13 protein-coding genes are annotated in these 17,130 nt (G+C 62.9%); 3 read left to right on the plus strand and 10 right to left on the minus strand.

Annotated elements, in window-relative coordinates; genetic code table 11:
* The first annotated feature begins 35 nt into the window (after positions 1-35).
* From ACGLHS_RS18970 to ACGLHS_RS18980, 3 genes are read left to right on the plus strand one after another with little or no spacing between them, the layout of a single operon-like run.
* Positions 36-1,454, plus strand: coding sequence for a mannose-1-phosphate guanylyltransferase/mannose-6-phosphate isomerase (locus ACGLHS_RS18970; protein WP_394482164.1), 1,419 nt, complete (start codon positions 36-38; stop codon positions 1,452-1,454).
* Complete coding sequence (locus tag ACGLHS_RS18975; protein WP_394482166.1) at positions 1,451-2,254, plus strand: ABC transporter permease; 804 nt, start codon at positions 1,451-1,453, stop codon at positions 2,252-2,254. The genes ACGLHS_RS18970 and ACGLHS_RS18975 overlap by 4 nt, the downstream gene beginning before the upstream one ends.
* Before the next feature lie 3 nt (positions 2,255-2,257).
* Complete coding sequence (locus ACGLHS_RS18980; protein WP_394482168.1) at positions 2,258-2,962, plus strand: ABC transporter ATP-binding protein; 705 nt, start codon at positions 2,258-2,260, stop codon at positions 2,960-2,962.
* Here the strand turns inward: ACGLHS_RS18980 and ACGLHS_RS18985 are convergent, their stop codons facing one another.
* The 10 genes from ACGLHS_RS18985 to rfbF form a co-directional block, all read right to left on the minus strand.
* Positions 2,963-6,976: a glycosyltransferase gene (locus ACGLHS_RS18985; RefSeq protein ID WP_394482170.1), complete on the minus strand. Its 4,014-nt coding sequence runs from the start codon at positions 6,974-6,976 to the stop codon at positions 2,963-2,965.
* Between the two features lie 42 nt (positions 6,977-7,018).
* A complete protein-coding gene (locus tag ACGLHS_RS18990; RefSeq protein ID WP_394482172.1) occupies positions 7,019-9,556 on the minus strand; it encodes a glycosyltransferase in 2,538 nt (845 codons plus the stop codon).
* Positions 9,557-9,629: 73 nt separating this feature from the next.
* Positions 9,630-10,667 carry a GDP-mannose 4,6-dehydratase gene (gene gmd / locus ACGLHS_RS18995; protein ID WP_394482174.1) on the minus strand — a complete coding sequence of 346 codons (1,038 nt, stop codon included), beginning with the start codon at positions 10,665-10,667 and terminating at the stop codon, positions 9,630-9,632.
* A 221-nt stretch (positions 10,668-10,888) separates the two neighbouring features.
* The gene (locus ACGLHS_RS19000; protein WP_394482176.1) at positions 10,889-11,626 is read right to left on the minus strand and encodes a cephalosporin hydroxylase family protein; all 738 of its coding nucleotides are present in this window, start codon (positions 11,624-11,626) and stop codon (positions 10,889-10,891) included.
* Positions 11,616-12,680 (minus strand): class I SAM-dependent methyltransferase, encoded by a 1,065-nt coding sequence (locus ACGLHS_RS19005; protein WP_394482178.1) that lies wholly within the window; start codon positions 12,678-12,680, stop codon positions 11,616-11,618. The genes ACGLHS_RS19000 and ACGLHS_RS19005 overlap by 11 nt, the downstream gene beginning before the upstream one ends.
* On the minus strand, positions 12,680-13,522 hold the full coding sequence (locus ACGLHS_RS19010; protein WP_394482180.1) for an NAD-dependent epimerase/dehydratase family protein: 843 nt from the start codon (positions 13,520-13,522) through the stop codon (positions 12,680-12,682). The genes ACGLHS_RS19005 and ACGLHS_RS19010 overlap by 1 nt, the downstream gene beginning before the upstream one ends.
* Positions 13,519-14,745, minus strand: coding sequence for a methyltransferase domain-containing protein (locus tag ACGLHS_RS19015; protein WP_394482182.1), 1,227 nt, complete (start codon positions 14,743-14,745; stop codon positions 13,519-13,521). The genes ACGLHS_RS19010 and ACGLHS_RS19015 overlap by 4 nt, the downstream gene beginning before the upstream one ends.
* Complete coding sequence (gene rfbC / locus ACGLHS_RS19020) at positions 14,742-15,302, minus strand: dTDP-4-dehydrorhamnose 3,5-epimerase (RefSeq protein ID WP_394482184.1); 561 nt, start codon at positions 15,300-15,302, stop codon at positions 14,742-14,744. Before rfbC ends, ACGLHS_RS19015 begins: the two co-directional genes overlap by 4 nt.
* A complete protein-coding gene (rfbG, locus tag ACGLHS_RS19025) occupies positions 15,289-16,359 on the minus strand; it encodes a CDP-glucose 4,6-dehydratase (protein WP_394482186.1) in 1,071 nt (356 codons plus the stop codon). Before rfbG ends, rfbC begins: the two co-directional genes overlap by 14 nt.
* The gene (rfbF, locus tag ACGLHS_RS19030; protein ID WP_394482188.1) at positions 16,356-17,129 is read right to left on the minus strand and encodes a glucose-1-phosphate cytidylyltransferase; all 774 of its coding nucleotides are present in this window, start codon (positions 17,127-17,129) and stop codon (positions 16,356-16,358) included. The genes rfbG and rfbF overlap by 4 nt, the downstream gene beginning before the upstream one ends.
* Position 17,130 lies beyond the last annotated feature (1 nt).

Genomic DNA, 17,130 nt, shown 5'->3' on the forward strand with positions numbered 1-17,130 from the left:
TAAAATTATCGCTCCATAAAGACAGGGTATAAAAAATGCGGGTGCTTTCAGTGGTGCTCTCGGGAGGCTCCGGTTCCAGACTCTGGCCCGCTTCGCGGCAAGCCTTTCCCAAGCCTTTCATGAAGCTGGGAGGCTCGACCCTGCTGCAGCAAGCGATTGAACGCGGACAGGCGTGCGGTACCGGCGACCTGATGATCGTCACCAACAAGGACCACCTTTTTCTCACGAAGGACGTGCTTCGGCAGATGTCCGATCCGCCCGAGACCACCTTGCTGCTCGAGCCCAAGGGACGCAACACAGGCCCGGCAATCGCTCTGGCCGCCTTGCAGTGCATCCAGCAATTCAGTGGCGACACGGTAATGCTCGTGCTTTCCGCCGATCACCTGGTGCCTGACGTCGAGGCATTCGTCGCAAGCGCGAGCCAGGCGTTCCGGCTCGCCACACAAGGCGCACTGGTTGTTTTTGGCATCAGCCCGACCAGCCCCGACACCGGCTTCGGCTACGTCGAGGTCGCGCAGGTTTCAAGGGAAAGCCAGCCAGCCAAGCGCTTCGTCGAAAAGCCCGACCTTCAAACTGCACAGGAGTACTTGGCAACCGGCCGCTACTACTGGAACAGCGGCATGTTCTGTTTCACTGCGGACGCCATCGTCGCGGCCTTCGAAAAGCATGCGCCAGAGTTGCTGGCTGCCGCACGGCACGCCCTCGAATCGTCGCAAGCCACCGAAGATGCAATCCAGTTCGATCTCCATGCTTTCGGGCTTCAGCCCGATATCAGCATCGACTACGCCGTGATGGAGCCAGCCGACAACGTCCATGTGGTGCCCGCCAAGTTCGGCTGGAGCGATGTCGGCTCCTGGCCTGCACTGGCCAAGGCACTCGTGCCCGATGCAAGCGGCAACACCATGCCATCCAATGTGGTTGCCATCGATACCACCGGCACCCATGTACAGGTTGACAGCCATGCCTCCAAGGTCGTCGCGACACTGGGCTTGCATGACCTGATCATTGTCGACACCCCCGACGCACTTTTGGTTGCGCACAAGGGCAGCGCGCAACAAGTCAAGAATGTCGTCGATGCGCTCAAGGCGCGCCAGCACGAAACGGTGCAGTCGCCTGCAGTGGTCAACCGCCCATGGGGCACCTACACGGCACTCAAAGAAGAAGAGGGCTACAAGGTGAAGCGCATCACGGTCATGCCGGGCGCATCACTCTCGTTGCAATATCACCATCACCGCGCGGAGCACTGGGTCGTTGTCCAGGGGCGGGGTATCGTGCAAATCGGCGAAACCGAGCACGAGACTCTATCGGGCCAGTACCGCTATATCCCATTGAAAGAGAAACACCGCTTGACCAACATCGGCGACGAAGAACTGGTGCTCATCGAAGTCCAGTGTGGCAGTTACCTGGGCGAGGACGACATCGTCCGCCTGGCAGACACTTACGGACGGGTATGAGTCAAGTTCAATCCAATCTACATCGAAGCGCCCTATCTGACTGGTGGGAAGGCACGCGCCGCACGGACATCTGGTGGACGCTGGCCTGGTTCGACATCGTTCTGCGCTATCGGCGCTCGATGCTAGGCCCATTGTGGCTCACGCTGAGCATGGGCGTCATGATCAGCGGGATGGGGCCGCTGTATGCCTCGCTCTTCGGCACCAAGCTGAGCGAGTTCTTCCCTCACTTGGCGCTCGGGGTCATCTTCTGGGCGTTCTTCTCCAGTGTGGTCACGGATGCTTGCAATGCCTTCGTCGGGTCCTCCAACTACCTCAAGCAAGGCTACTTTCCAATCAGCCTTTTCGTCTGGCGCAGCCTGGCACGCAATCTGATCCAGTTCGCCCATCAGATCGTGCTTTACGTGCCGGTAGCGCTGTGGGCGGGCATCTCGCTGTCGTGGTCGACGCTGCTGGTGTTGCCAGCCTTCCTCATCTTGATAGTCAATGCCCACGCCCTCGGGCTCTTGCTCGGACTGATCTGCACGCGCTACCGCGACGTGACTCAGATCGTGACCAGCGTGATGCAAATGCTGATGTTTCTCACCCCAGTGTTCTGGGTGCCTTCGAGCCTGCCCGCACGCGCCAAATACATCCTCTGGAACCCCTTCGCCCAGATGCTGGACCTGCTTCGCACTCCGCTGATGGGCGGCGTCGCCGATGCCCATAACTGGTGGGGCATCCTGTGCTGGACAGCCGTCAGCCTCGTGATCGCCACCTTGCTGTTCGCCAAATACCGTCGCCGCGTTGTCTACTGGCTCTGATTCATGGCATTCATTTCTCTCAAAAACGTCGCCGTCAATTTCCCGATCTACGGTGCTGGCGCGGCATCGCTCAAAAAGACGCTCGCGGCCTCGGTCACCGGTGGACGCTTTGGCAAGGAAACCGGCGTTACCGTCGTGCAGGCGCTCAGCGACATCAACATCGAACTCAAGAGCGGTGACCGGCTGGGCCTCATTGGCCACAACGGTGCCGGCAAATCGACGCTATTGCGTACGCTCGCGGGCGTCTACGAGCCTTCGGTCGGCGAATTTACCCGACAGGGTTCGGTAGCCAGCCTGATCGACCCCTCGCTCGGCATCGAGATGGATGCCACCGGCGTCGAGAACATCATGTTGCGCGGCCTCGTGATGGGCATGAGCAAGAAAGAGGTCGACCGGCTCACGCCCGAGATCTGCGAGTTCAGCGGCTTGGGCGAATATGTCAACATGCCTGTGCGCACTTACTCCACCGGCATGATGATGCGGCTAGCGTTCTCGATCTCGACCAGCGTCCAGGCCGACATCCTGCTGATGGACGAATGGCTCTCGGTCGGCGACGCCGAGTTCACCGAGAAAGCCGAACAGCGCATGCGCGACGTGGTGTCCAAGTCCGGCATTCTGGTGCTGGCCTCGCATTCGCCGGAGCTGATCGCCAAGGAATGCAATCGCGTGATCCACCTGGAGCACGGACGGATCGTCGAGGCGTCCTGATCAGTCGTGCTGGCGCCCGCTGCGTGCGTCACGCCGCTGCGCACGGATCTCCGCCAGCCGGGCCGCGGCCTTCTGCCCTGCGACGTCGAGCGACAGAGAACTTTGTGCGCTGACCCTGGCCGCAGCGCCCAGTTCTGCCGCCCAGACCTTGTTGTCGAATACCCGCCGCATAAGTTCGGCCGCATGCGCCTCGGAAGGCTCAGCCCATTCAAGGTGCGCGTCATAAGGGGGAATCGACTTACCCAGCTTCACGAGCTCGTAGTCCACCAGCAGGCTATTGCTGTTGTCCATGAAGTCGACGTTGCCCGAGAAATTGGTGGCGATGACGGGCTTGCCCATGAGCATGGCTTCTGCCATGGTGAGACCCAGGCCTTCGCTGCGATGCAGCGACACGTAGGCATCGCAGGCATCCATCAACGAAAGCACATCGTCTGCACTGTAGACCTCGTTGATGATCGTCACGTTGGCCGCTCCAGCCGCAGCCGCCTGCAGGGCCGCGAACTGCTGCGGATGACGATCCCCAAACGATGTCTTGAGCACCAGTTGCACCTTGTCGTCAGCACCAAAGGCGCGCTTGAACGCCCGGATGAGTCCAATAGGGTTTTTGCGCTCCATCACGCTCATCATGTGGAAGGTGAACAGGAAGGTGTAGGGCTCGTCCTTCAGGCCGAAGTACGACCGCGGACGGCGCTCGAATGCCCCCAACTGCACGCCCGGGAATAGCGTGCGCACCGGCTGCGCAAGCCGAGCACGAAGGCCGCGCGCCACGAATTCGGTGGCAGCCCACACTTCGTCGAGATTCCCGGCATGCGCCACCCAGGACTCGGGGATGGAATCGAACTCCCAGTACCAGTAGCCGATACGGTAGGTGCGCGGCGAGCGCTCGTGGAGATCGCTGCGGGCGAACGCCTGGTCGAAGAAGGGCTCGGGTTGCACGTGAATCAGTGTGGTCTCGAAATCTTCGAAGCCATCAAACTTCGCATGCGTCGGGTCGTCCTTTCGGTCTGTTTTCAAGTCGCGCAGCGAGGTCCGCACCCCCACACGCTGCAGGCCTTCGACCAGCGCCTCGACCGACACGCGCAATCCCGAAGGATAGGAAAAATGCCCGATCACGTTGACACCGGGAGCAACCATCTCCGTCGCGACCTGCGCGATGTCGAGCGCGGCACACCATGCAGCAACCTCGGACGACTGCGCTGCTTGGGGTGTGCAAAGCCATTCGATCAACGCGGCAGCATGGCTCGCACTGTCGAGTGCGTACGGATGCTGCAGGCGCCAGTCCTCGCGCGCGAAGTAGGCCCTGCGGATCTGAACTGCGGGCGCGAGGTCCACGCGCCAATGGGCTGGATCGACCCACGCATCCTTCACGCGGTATGTCGCCCTAAACCACGCCTCAAACGCACGCTGGCCGAAAATGGTGAGGCCGTCTGGATAGAGCGACTGCCAAGCGGGAGTAAAGGCATAAGCCCGCAGCAACTCGACGGCAGGCTGCTCCGACGCCTGGCGAAACAACCACCAGATCTCTTCGAGCCGCAGTCCCATGAACTGACGCCCCACCCGCATGAACCACTGAAACAACTCGAACTGCCCCATCGGCAGCAAGCCGTGGGGCAATGCGTTTTTGATGTCGTCGTGAAAGAGATAGGCTTGGCGTGCACGAGCGCCAAGATCCATCGAAAGACACTCGGCAACCAAAGCCCGCGCGCCATCGGACAGGTGCAGCGCTTTACCCCCTTCGTTCGCAATCCAGCGACCAAATTCCCCATTGATGCCCCCGGACAGCGCTGCCGGAAAGCGCCGGGCGATATCGGGTCGTGTGCGCAACAGGTCAAGGCACCATCGCGCCGCAGACCACGTGTCGACGATTCGATGCGGTGGCTCCGGTGTCCACACAACGTCTCCCCGCGGCAGGCCCGCAGCCTCCAGGCAGGTGCGGTCGTTGGACAGATCGAGCACCGTGGCCGGCAACATCAAGGAGCCGAGAGCGCGCGTATCAGCCGTGAGACTCTCTCGCACCGTGGGCGCGCCACCCAGCCGCAACGCGGGAATCGCCTGGCGGGCATCGAGCTCCGGATGCAAGTAAGGATCTTCGTCAATGCCCAGCAAGCGAATGTCATCGGCGAGACGCTGCATGTCGGGCGCCGGATTGACTGTGCCACGCGTCGCCCCCTCATGGTGACGCAGCCGCGCATGTGGAGCATAGGCCGTGCGGTAGCCTGCACGCCAGATGTTCAGGCATAGCGCAACGTCACTGCAGGCCACCAGGTAGGCTTCGTCGAAACCACCTACGCGCTCGAAGGCCTCGCGGCTCACCAGTTGGCATGCGCCCATGATGGCCAGCCAGTTGCGGGGATGGTTCGCAGAACCGAAAACACCCCACGCTTGGTTCTGCGCTGTGCGGTACATAAGCCCGCACAGATGAACCCCTACGCCGACACCGCCATGCTGCAGCTGTCCGTCGAGATAGAGAAGCTGAGTGCCGACGACGCCAACCCCGGGACGCTGGGCAAAACGCACCATTTCCTGAAGCCAGTCGCGGGACAGGACCTCGATATCGTTGTTGAGGAACAGCAACAATTCGCCGCGCGCAAACGATGCACCGTGATTGCACGCCGCCGAGTAGTTGAATTTCTTGCTGAAGTGAACGATCGACACCTTCGCATGATGTCGGAGCTCTTCGTAGTAGGTCTGTGTCTGCGGCTCGACCGAGCCGGTGTCCACCAAGATGATTTCCGCGTTGTCGTAGTCAGTTCCGTTGAGCAGCCCATCAATGCAGATGCGCAGCAACTCGACCTTGTCCTTGGTCGGAATGATGATCGACACCAGCGGCGGATGGACCAGCCCCCATGTGGCGCGCTGCGTGCCGTCAGGCTGTGTCTCGATGGTGGCCTCAATGCCTTGACGCGCCCAGTGCCTGCGCAGTGCCTCGCGATGTCCGGCGGACGCTTCAGTCCGCGGGTTGGGGCGCTCCCCCGTGCTTCCGTTCTTCCGGTGGCACAGCACCTTGGGAACTCGCGTGATGATGCCAGCCTCTTCGCTGGTCCGGAGGTTGAGATCCCATTCGCTTCCCGCTTCGAGGGTCGGATCAATGCCACCTGCCGCCCGAGCCACGCTCGCGCGCAGCAGCGTCAGGCGCCCGAAGTAGTTGAATGCATAAAGTAGATCGGGAGACCAGCCAGGCTTGAAATACGGATTCTGGCGGAACCCCTCTGAGGAGATCTCGTCCTCGTCACCATAGACGATGTCGCTGTGCGGTGCGCGCGCCAACGCACCGGCAATTTCGTCGAGCGCACCTGCCGCCACGATGTCGCCAGCGTCGAGCAAGGCGATGAACTCGCCAGTCGCCAGCGCCGCACAAGCGGCCAGGCTGCGCGAGCGTGAACCTTGCTGGACCACAACGCGGAGGATGCGGGGATCCTTGGCCAGCGTGTCCAACGCACTCTGGATGGCCGCCTCGGTATCGTCCGCCTCAATGGCGACGACCGCCTCCCAACGCCTGGAGGCTTGGGAGCGCAGCGACGAAAGGGTTCGCAGAAGAGGCTCGGGATCGCGTCCTGCCGCCAAAAGAAAGGACAACTGCGACGCCTGGGACGCGTCGCCAATGACGGTTGATCGGGCCTCGGTGCTGGCGATCCATACACCATAGGCATCCGCGGGATCGGACGTACCACCGAGCGACTCTTCTTCTGGCCGCTTCGTGCGCAGGGCGCGAAGGCGCTCGGGCATCCGCCAGGGCGTCAACGCCCACCAGGCAGCCTTGGCACCACGCCGCAGGTTGTTGCGAACAGGCCCGGGCATCGCGTCAGCCGCCTTGCGCAACGGCGCCGTGATCCGCCACGAGATCGAGTTTTGGATCTCGCGCTGTTGAATCAACGCAGCATTCGCCCGCTCGTTCGCGGCCTCGAGCAAGACCTCGAAGGCAGACGCACTCCCGCCTTCGATCTTCTCGGTGTCAACAGTCGCCATCTTTCCCTCGAAGGTGGGACGGTTCTGGTTCGATTCGCTCTTGTTCATTGCAAAGGCGTGACGAGTCGAAGGCGAAAGCGTACGACTTTCTTAGTCGATTCGAGTCGGTTCCAGTTCACCGTTTTCCCTCATGATCTCTTCGAAGAACCGCTGCTGCCGGTACGCTTGCCGTGTGAACCAGGCACTGTCCGCCAAGGACAGTGCCTGCATGCAGGTCTTCAACGTGGCTGCCCTCGAGTAGTTCTGCTCGACATAGGTGAGTCCGGCCTCGCGCATGCGCAGCCATGACGATTCGTCTTGATAGATGCGCAACACCTCCGCGGCAAATTGCGCGGGATCATCCGTGATCGAAAGATGATCCTCGCCCGACGCGGCGATACCCTCCGCGGCAATCTGGGTCGCCACGCTCGGAACACCGTGGGCAAGCGCCGTTACAAGCTTTCCCTTGATGCCCGCCCCATAGCGAAGAGGCGCCACGAACACGCGCGACGTCAGAAAATATGGCTCGAGTTCCTCCACGAAGCCCGTCACGATGACACGCTCCGACGCCAGGTCCTGTACCTCCTTGGGCGGCCGATTGCCGACGAGGAGCAGCTTGGCGTGCGACGGCAAATCTCGCTGCAGCAGGGGCCAGATCGACTGCATGAAGAACAGCACGGAATCAACGTTCGGGGCATGCGGGAAGTTGCCCAAGAACATGATGTCCGCCCGCCTTGAGAAACCAGGGGTATTGCGAAACACCTCCGAGATCCAGGGCAGTACGACCATGTTGTCCAGCTGGCGCGGCAGCGAAACCTGGATCAGGTCCTTCTCGATCTGCGTATGGACGAACGAAGCGTCCGCGCGCAGAAACATCTCAAGTTCGTTCTTCTTGGTGGATTCGGACCGCAGCAGTGCCAGTTGATCGTTGGCGTTTTCGGCGGCACGTGCCTCGCGCAGAAAATGAAGATCGACGTTGGCGAAAATCAAGCGCGTGGCCGGAGCCCTCGCACGCAGTTCATCATGAACCACCTGCGCCACGTTGTAGCGATAGAGCAGCGCGTAGTCAAAGCAGTTGTCAAGTTCGACTGCTTCGCCGATGTCGTTGGAAAACGGCTTGTAGTGACAGCAGACGCCACGGCGCTGCAGCGTGGCGGTGTATTTTTTCGACCAGTACGGCGAATGCAGTGGAAAAAAGCTCTCGCCGAACCCGGCCTCACGGTAGGTGGCCATGACCTCGTTGGTCACGATCGAGCCTGAGTCCTGGTCCGGTGTAGGCGTCAGAGCATCGACGAAAAGAATATTGCGCCTGCTGCGCCAGTTGGCCGCACGCACAGAACTCGAGCCAGGCTGCGGGTGTCCCGCCAGCTCAGCGCTGAAGCGGTCGGCGAATTTTCTCAGGTTGGTGACCTGGTAGGCCTTGATGCCCTGCGTAACGTCGCGCCCGTGCGTGATGCCTTCGTAGTGGATCACGCGAGAAGTCGGGACGAACCACGTTTCGTAGCCGGCGCGGCGCAGCCGGAACGCGAGATCGGCGTCCTCGCAATAAGCCGGCTTGTAGACCGGATCGAAACCACCCAACGCATCCCAGACTGACTTGCGGATCGCGATAGAGGCGCCGGAGATGAAATCAGCCTGGCGCGCAAAACAGTATTGCGGCCGGTTGGGGTCGTCCCCCCGCCCGTAGTTATGAGCGGAGCCGTCACGCCAGAAGATGCCGCCAGCCTCTTGCAGCGTGCCGTCATCGTTGAACAGCTTCGAGCCGACCATGCCGGCCTTGGGAAACAGCTCAAAAGCCTCGACGAGCTCATCCAGCCAGCCATCAACGACCCGCGTGTCGCTGTTCAGCAGCACGATTACTTCCCCCCGTGCGAGCTGCACGGTCGAGTTGCAGCACTCGAGGAAGCCACCATTCTCGGCACGGCGCTCATAGCGGATCCAGGGAATGGCCTTGAGGACATCCGTGCGTGACGCTGCAGGCGACGCATCGTCTGCAACAATCACCTCGACCGAATACTTCGAGCGCAGCCGCGCAAGCGAATCGAGGCAATTTAACGCAAAGTGTGTCTGCCCATACACCGGGATGATGATCGAGACCTTGGGTGATGCGGCGTCGATGGTGAGAAGCGGCGTCCTCGATGCCATCGCCCTGGCCGCCTCTGCGACCGTGGCGCCGGCTTCGCGCTGTGCGAAGTCGAAGCCTGCACCGCCGAGGTACGCGCGGCCGGCCATCAGTTCGTAATGCACCCCGTCGTCGGGTAGAGGGTACGGCCTGTCATCTTCGAACCATGGAGTCTCGACGTCCGAGGCCTGCGGAAGAATGCGGCCATCTGTCTTTCCATAGCGCACCCAGTGCGCTAGCGGATTAAGGCCTGCTTGACGCACATCGGGATTCCTGCCGAGATAAGCCCGTACCGAAAATCGATCCGAGGGCTCCATCGCGTGTTTCCACCCGTGCGTCAAGTAGTGTCGCAAGGGGTCGGACACTGCGGCGGCAACGACGGGGTACTCGCGACGATAGAAATCGGCGTCGAACAGCCCTTGTTCCTTGATCCCACGAACAATGGAAGCCCTGAAGCCAAGGTTCCTGCCCAAGCTGCGCGCCTGCCTTCCCAAGCGTCGGACAACCTTCTTGAGTTGGTTGATCACTGTTCTTTTCCTTCGGCGTCTTGGTGCGCCTGTTTCGCGTTGCGGACGTGCGGGCCGGCCAATCCGGCCTCGATCAGAACGAGTGACCGCTCTTGTTGCGGCGAAGGTCTGCTTCCACCATCATCGTGCACAGCTCTTCGAGCGTTGTCGTGGGCTCCCAGCCGAGCTTTCGCTTCGCCCGCTCCGGGTTGCCGATGAGCAGGTCTACCTCGGATGGGCGATAGAACTTCGGGTTCACCTTGACCAGCGTCTTGCCGCTGGCGATGTCGATGCCGACTTCGTTCTGCTCTTCGCCTTCGAAGCGCAGCTCATAGCCCGCCGCCTTGAACGCGAGATCGACGAAGTGCCGCACCGTCTCGGTCCGGTTGGTGGCCAGCACGAAGGTGTCGGCTTCATCGGCCTGCAGCATGCGCCACATGCCTTCGACGTATTCCTTGGCGAAGCCCCAGTCCCGCTTGGCGCCGAGGTTGCCCAGCTCCAGCACGTCGAGCTTGCCCAGCTTGATCTTGGCCACCGAGTCGGTGATCTTGCGGGTCACGAATTCGCGGCCGCGCAGCGGGCTTTCGTGGTTGAACAGGATGCCGCTGCTGCCGAAGATGTCGTAGCTCTCGCGGTAGTTGATCGTCATCCAGTGCGCGAAGAGCTTGGCGACGCCATAGGGGCTGCGGGGATAGAACGGGGTGTCCTCGACCTGGGGGATGGCCTGCACCTTGCCGAACATTTCGGAGGTGGACGCCTGGTAGAAGCGGATGCTGCGGTCCGTGAGGCGGATGGCTTCGAGCAGGTGCAGCGCACCCATGCCGGTGATCTGCGCCGTGGCGTCGGGCTGGTTGAAGCTCACGCCCACGAAGCTCTGCGCCGCCAGGTTGTAGACCTCTTGCGGCTTGGCTTCCTTGATGAGCGTCAGCGAGCTCCCGAGATCGGTGAGGTCATGCTCCACGAGCACGAGGTTGGGATCGTCCTGAATGCCCAATTCCTCGATCCGCCAGAAATTGACGGAACTGGTGCGGCGGAAGGTGCCGTGCACGACATAGCCTTTGCTCAAGAGCAGTTGGGCCAGATAGGCGCCGTCCTGACCTGTAATACCGGTGACTACTGCGTGCTTTTTCATATTCAATCTCAATCTTCTTCAGTTCAGGGGCGGGGCATGTAATTGTGCCGTAATGCTTTGCGCTCCCCCGGCGAGGCGGCGCGCCCACCCGGCTACCCAGAATGCGCCTCGCAAGGCCGCGCCACGACAACAACGCGCCTGCCCGCCAAAGGGCTGTCAGAAAAACGTAATACGTGTGACGTTTTTGCCCAATCCTCCGATCTTCTGCCTTACCGCGCGATTCAGCGAACCCGCTTCAGGTACCCGTCGGGCGCCACGCTGATCATCAGCTTGTTGTCGACCGCGCGGTCGATCTCGAACTCCGGATGCGTCTTCAGGTATTCGTGGACGGCCGTTTTCGGGTTGTCACCCGGGCCCCAGGGGCGGTTGGGGTACATCTCCTTGGGAAGGTCTTCCACGATGGTGTCGAACACCACGCAGTAGCTGCCGACCGTCGCCAGGGGTGCGTAGGCCTCCAGCTCCGCCAGCACGTGGGCATGGGTGTGGTTGCTGTCCAGGCAAACCAGCACGCTCTTCCTGCCCGATGCGAACTGCCGTACCTGCTCGATCACCTCCGGCGCGGTGCTGGAGCCCTCGATCATCGAGATGCGGCGAGACATCGGATGCACCTCGATCGCCTGGCGGTTGTGCGCGCGGATATCGATGTCGAGCCCCAGGACCTTCGCATCCGCCGGGCCGCCGCAAGCCGCATTGAGCTCGAGCATCGCGGCCGAAAAGATCAGCGAGCCGCCGTGCGCGATGCCCGTCTCGATGATCAGATCGGGCTGTACCCGCCAGATGATCTCCTGCATCGCCATCACGTCCTGCGGATACTGGATGATCGGGCGGCCCATCCACGAGAAGTTGTACGAGTAGCCGGCCCTGATGGACGAATTCATCAGGTTCTGCGCATCCTTCTTGAGCGTCAGGTTGGTTTCGTTGGCCGCGACGCGTTGCGCGACCTCTGCTTCAAAAGTCATGTTGGTCTACCTTGACGAGATGGAATCGGTGATGAGATTGCTGCGCGATCTCATCGAAGTAGTTGGAGTTCATCACGAACACCAGCGAATTTGCGGGAAGGGTTTGGAGCGCGTCCGAGGGCGAGAGGATTCTGAGGCCGGTGCCGGCCATGTACCGCTGCTGCTTGACGGGGTTGATGTCGATCGCAAGGTCGAGCGTGATGCCCTCGCGCTCCAGGTGGTGCGCAAAGATCACGCCCTTGGACGATGCGCCCCAGATGGCCTTCGGGCCCTCGGTGCTGCGGGCGAGCGCCTTGCTTCGTTCGATGCCGCCCAGAAAATCTTCGGGCAGTGCGAACTCGCTCGCTTCGGGCGCGAGATCCTGCAACGTCGACAGGTCCGCCACGACGTACTGGTATTGCCCGCCGAAGAGATGACCCATCTCGTCGATCCGGCCGAACATGCGCCGGAAATCCGCCGCGCGAAAGTAGTTCACGTGCTCGTAGAAGATGTCGAACCAGGCACGCCGCTCGCAGATCCAGTCGAAGCAGGGCACCTCGATGTAGATCTTTCCCTGTCCGCCATTGGCACGGGCCACGGCGCGCAGAAACGACAGCGGATCCCGGATGTGCTCCAGCACGTGGCGCAACACGATGGCTTCGGCGGTCATGCCGAGCGCCTCGGAAAAGGCCGCCTTCACGACATGCGGGCTGTCGCCCTCGTAGGCCGGGTCGATGCCGGTGGCGTCATAGCCGGCCGCGCGCAGGTGCTCCAGGAAATAGCCCTTGCCGCAGCCGACCTCGATCAACGAAGGCGTACGGAAATGGCGCCGGACGATGCCGAGCACGTTGTCCAGGTGCTCACGGAACACCGGCGAGCACGCCTGCTCGTTCTGGTAGTCGGCGTCGTAGCTCAGCAGGTCGGGATCGAATGCACTGTTGAAGATCAGGCCGTTGGTCCGGCTCTGCGCGAGCACCATGCGGCCCCTGGGCGCGCTGCGGGCCGCTTCGGCATGCGGGTAGACCTTGTTCTGAAGCACCGGCAGGTCTTCGACGCGGAGCAATTCATGGTCCATCAACGGTTCTCCAGGCATTGCGTCAATCGCGCGTTGCTTCCCCAGAACGCCATCGGTTCGTAGGTGGGATAGGGAAAGTGTCCGAGCGCGAGCTTCATGGGCCACGCGTGCGCCGCGAGCCACCCTTCGACCAGCGCGCGGACCGACACGGGGCGCCCCGAGCAGACATTGACGACACCGGCCCCGCTGGTACGGCACGCTAGCGCAACCAGCGCCGAGGCAACCTCGGACACATGCAGGTAGTCGCGCAGCTGCTCGCCACCCGACATCTTGAAGACGTCGTCGCCGCGAAGACCTGCCGCCATGAACTGGCTGTAGAGCGAGTTGGGCGCCTGCCCTTCGCCGTACATGTAGAAAAGACGCGCCCAGGTCAGCTGGAGCTTGCTGCCGCTCTGCAGGAACTCGAGCTCGCGCCGCAAGGCATCCTTGGCAAAGCCGTAGGGATTGCGCGGGTCCGTCACCAGCGACTCGTGCAGCTCGCCCGACTGCATGCCGTACTCGAAGCAGGTGCCGGTACACAACAGCGATGGCAGGCCGGCATCGACAAGGCCTCGAAGGAAGCGGTACTGCTGCCCCAGCTGCAATTCGAAATGATGCAGCGCCTGGTAGTTGGGCAGTCCGTCCCAGGCCAGATGCATCACCACATCGGGACGCCCGAGCCTTGCGAACGCATCAGCGGGTGGCGCGGCGATGTCGAGCGAGACATGCCGCATGCCGGTAGGCAGCCAGTCGCCCGCAGGGCCGCGCGACGCGGCGACCACCTCGACGCCGTCGGTGCGGGAAAGCGCCTGCAGCACGTGGCGCCCCACGAAGCCGCTGGCGCCGGTGACCGCGATCTTCATGAGACCTCGATCCCAGGCACCGCCCACACGAACCGGCCGCCCCACTCGCGGATATAGGCCAGCTGACTCATGACTTCGGTCTTGAGATTCCAGGGCAGGATCAGCACATAGTCCGGGCGCTCGCGCTTCAGGTGCGCTTCATCAACGATCGGGATGCGGCTGCCGGGCATGAAGAGCGACTGCTTGGCCGGATTACGGTCCACCACCCAGGGCAGCAGGCCGGCGCGAACACCGGCGTAGTTGAGCAGCGTGTTGCCCTTGGCCGCGGCGCCATACGCGCCGGTGCGCTTGCCCGCGCGCCGTGCTTCGATCAGGAACGACATCAGCCCGTCGCGCACGTCGTCGGCGCGCTGCTGGAAGCCCTCGTAGTAGGCCGCCGTCGAGACGCCCGCCATGTCTTCCAGGGCCAGCACCCGGGCCACGGCGGGCTCGACCGCCCGCTTGCCCGTGTCCCGCCGCTGCGCGAACACGCGCAGGCTGCCGCCATGGGTTTCGAGCTGCTCGACGTCGAACACCTGGAGCCCATTCGCCTCGAACATCCGGCACACCGAGGTGAGCGAGAGGTACGAGAAATGCTCGTGATAGATCGTGTCGAACTGGCACTCTGACACCAGCCGCAGCAGGTGCGGAAACTCGAAGGTCGCCACGCCCTGCGGCTTGAGGACCGCGGCAAAGCCCGCGACGAAGTCGTTGATGTTCGGCACGTGGGCCAGCACGTTGTTCGCCGCGGTCAGGTCGGCGCTCTTGCCGGAGGCGACAAGCTGCTCGGCCAGGGCCACGCCGAAGAATTCCTCGACGATCTCGATGCCCTTCTCGCGCGCAGCCTTCGCGGTGCTGGCCGTCGGCTCGATGCCCAGGCACGGAATGCCCGCGTCCCGCACGTACTGGAGCAGGTAGCCATCGTTGGCCGCGACCTCGATCACATGGGCGCTGCGGTCCAGCGCAAAGCGCTTCACCATGTCGCGCACATAGCGCTGCGAATGCGCGAGCCAGCTGGACGAGAAGGAACTGAAGTAGGCGTACTCGCTGGAAAACAGGTCGGCGTGGTGCGCGTAGTCGTCGGTCTGCACCAGCCAGCATTGCGTGCAGGTGAAGACCCGCAGGGGATACCACTTCTCAGGCGCGTTGAGCTGATCGCCGTGCAGATAGGCATTGGAAGGCGGCGCCGTCGCAAGATCGATGAACGGCAGATTCAGCTCGGCGTGGCAGTGGCGGCATTTCATCCAGGAAGACCCGTGAACTCGTCGGTGATGAAGGGATGGCTGGCGTCCCGGTCCGACACATCGGTGAAGGCAAGAGGCCAGGCGATGGCGAGCGCGGGGTCGCGGGCGTTCAGTGCGCCCTCGGCCGCCGCGGCATAGGGCGCCGAATGAAGATACAGCAGTTCGGCGTCGTCGCTGAGCGCTTGAAAACCATGGGCAAAGCCCTTGGGAATGAGCAGGCTCGTGGCGTTCTCGGCGCTCAGTATTTCGCCGTGCCATTGAAGGAAGGTCGGCGAGCCCCGGCGCAGGTCGACCGCAACGTCGAAGATCTGGCCGTTGAGGCAACTCACCAATTTGTCTTCCGCGTGCGGCGGGTGCTGGAAGTGCAGCCCGCGCACCGCGCCGCGCCGCCGGGTCAGGGTGTGGTTGATCTGGGCAATGGGCTCGGAGAACCCTGCGGCACCCAATTCCTCCGCGCAGAAGAAGCGGCTGAAGAAGCCACGCGAGTCTTCGAGCTTCTGCCGCTGGATGCGCATCACGCCTGCGAGCGGCGTCGCATGGACATCAAACCTGACCATGCCCGCCGTCGCCCTGGTAAGCCCCGATCTGCGAACGGCAGACCTTCTGCATGTCTTCACCGGCGCGCCAGGCCCGATGCCACTCGACCGTCTTGTCGAGCGCGTCATCGAGCGTCCAGCGGGGACGCCAGCCCAGCGCCGCGCGCGCCTTGCTGCTGTCGAGCTTCAGGTAGTTGGCTTCGTGCACGCCGCCAGGGGATGTTTCCCGCCACTGCGCACCGGGCACGCGGCGCGCGAGCCGGTCCAGTAGGTCGCGCACCGGCACCGCATCGTCGTCGGCGGGGCCGAAGTTCCAGGCCTGCGCGAACGAGGGGTCGCCGCTTGCGAGGCGCTCCGCCAGCAGCAGGTAGCCGCCGAGCGGCTCCAGCACGTGCTGCCATGGCCGCGTGGCGCCGGCATGGCGCACCTCCAGCGGCAGGGCCTTGTCGGTGGCGCGAAAGAAATCCGGGACCAGGCGATCCTCGGCCCAGTCGCCACCGCCGATCACATTGCCGGCGCGCGCCGAGGCCACGGCCACGCCGGCCTCGGCGAGAAACGAGGCGCGGTAGGACGCGGTCACGAGTTCAGCGCACGCCTTGCTGCTGGCATAGGGGTCCAGCCCTCCGAGAGGCTCGTCTTCGCGATAGCCCCAATGCCATTCGCGGTTCTCGTAGACCTTGTCCGTCGTGACGCTGACCACGGCCCGGACACCACCAGCGGCGCGCACCGCTTCGAGCAGATGCACTGTGCCCATCACGTTGGTGGCGTAGCTTTCCACCGGGTCTTTATAGGAAGGACGAACCAGGGACTGCGCGGCCAGGTGCAAGACGATCTCCGGCGCGGCTTGCCGAACGACCTGCCGCAGCCCCGCGAGATCGCGTATGTCGCCCAGTGCGTGTCCCGCCATGAGATCGGCGACACGGGCCTCTGTGAACAGGTTGGTCGACGTCGGCGGCGCGAGCGAGTAACCGTGGACCTCGGCGCCGGCAGCCTGGAGCCAGAGCGCCAGCCAACTGCCCTTGAAACCCGTGTGCCCCGTGACCAGGACCCGCTTGCCGCGCCAGAACGCGGGGTTCACGCCCACACCTTCCAGGGCGCAGCCTGGGTCGCCCACAACTGCTCGAGGTGCATCTTGTCGCGCAGCGTGTCCATCGGCTGCCAGAAGCCCGCGTGTTCGAAGGCGCGCAACTGGTCGCCCTTCGCAATCTGGGCAAGGGGTTCGCCCTCCCAGCTCGCGCGGTCGCCTTCGATGTAGTCCAGGCACTTCGGGGACAGCACGAAGAAACCGCCGTTGATCCAGCCGCCATCGCCGCGCGGCTTTTCGACGAAGCCACGCACCGCGTCGCCATCGAGCTCGAGCGCGCCGTAGCGTCCGGCCGGCTGCACGGCGGTGACCGTCGCCAGGCGGCCATGGGCGCCGTGGAAAGCAATCAGCTTGCCGATATCGATGTCCGCGACACCGTCTCCATAGGTGAAGCAGAAGGCCTCCTCATCGCGCACGAACTCCGCGACCCGCTTGAGCCGCCCGCCCGTCATGGTGTCTTCGCCGGTGTCGACCAGCGTCACCTGCCAGGGCTCGGCCTTGCGCTGATGGACATGCATCTGGTTGCTGCGCATGTCGAAGGTCACGTCGGACATGTGAAGGAAGTAGTTGGCGAAGTACTCCTTGATCATGTAGCCCTTGTAGCCACAGCAGATGACGAAGTCGTTGATGCCGTGGGCGGAGTAGAGCTTCATGATGTGCCACAGCACGGGCTTGGCACCGATCTCCACCATGGGCTTGGGCTTGAGGTGCGTTTCTTCCGAAATCCGGGTGCCCAGGCCGCCCGCGAGGATGACAGCTTTCATC

Source organism: Variovorax sp. VaC1 (assembly GCF_043658315.1).
Classification (GTDB): domain Bacteria; phylum Pseudomonadota; class Gammaproteobacteria; order Burkholderiales; family Burkholderiaceae_C; genus Variovorax.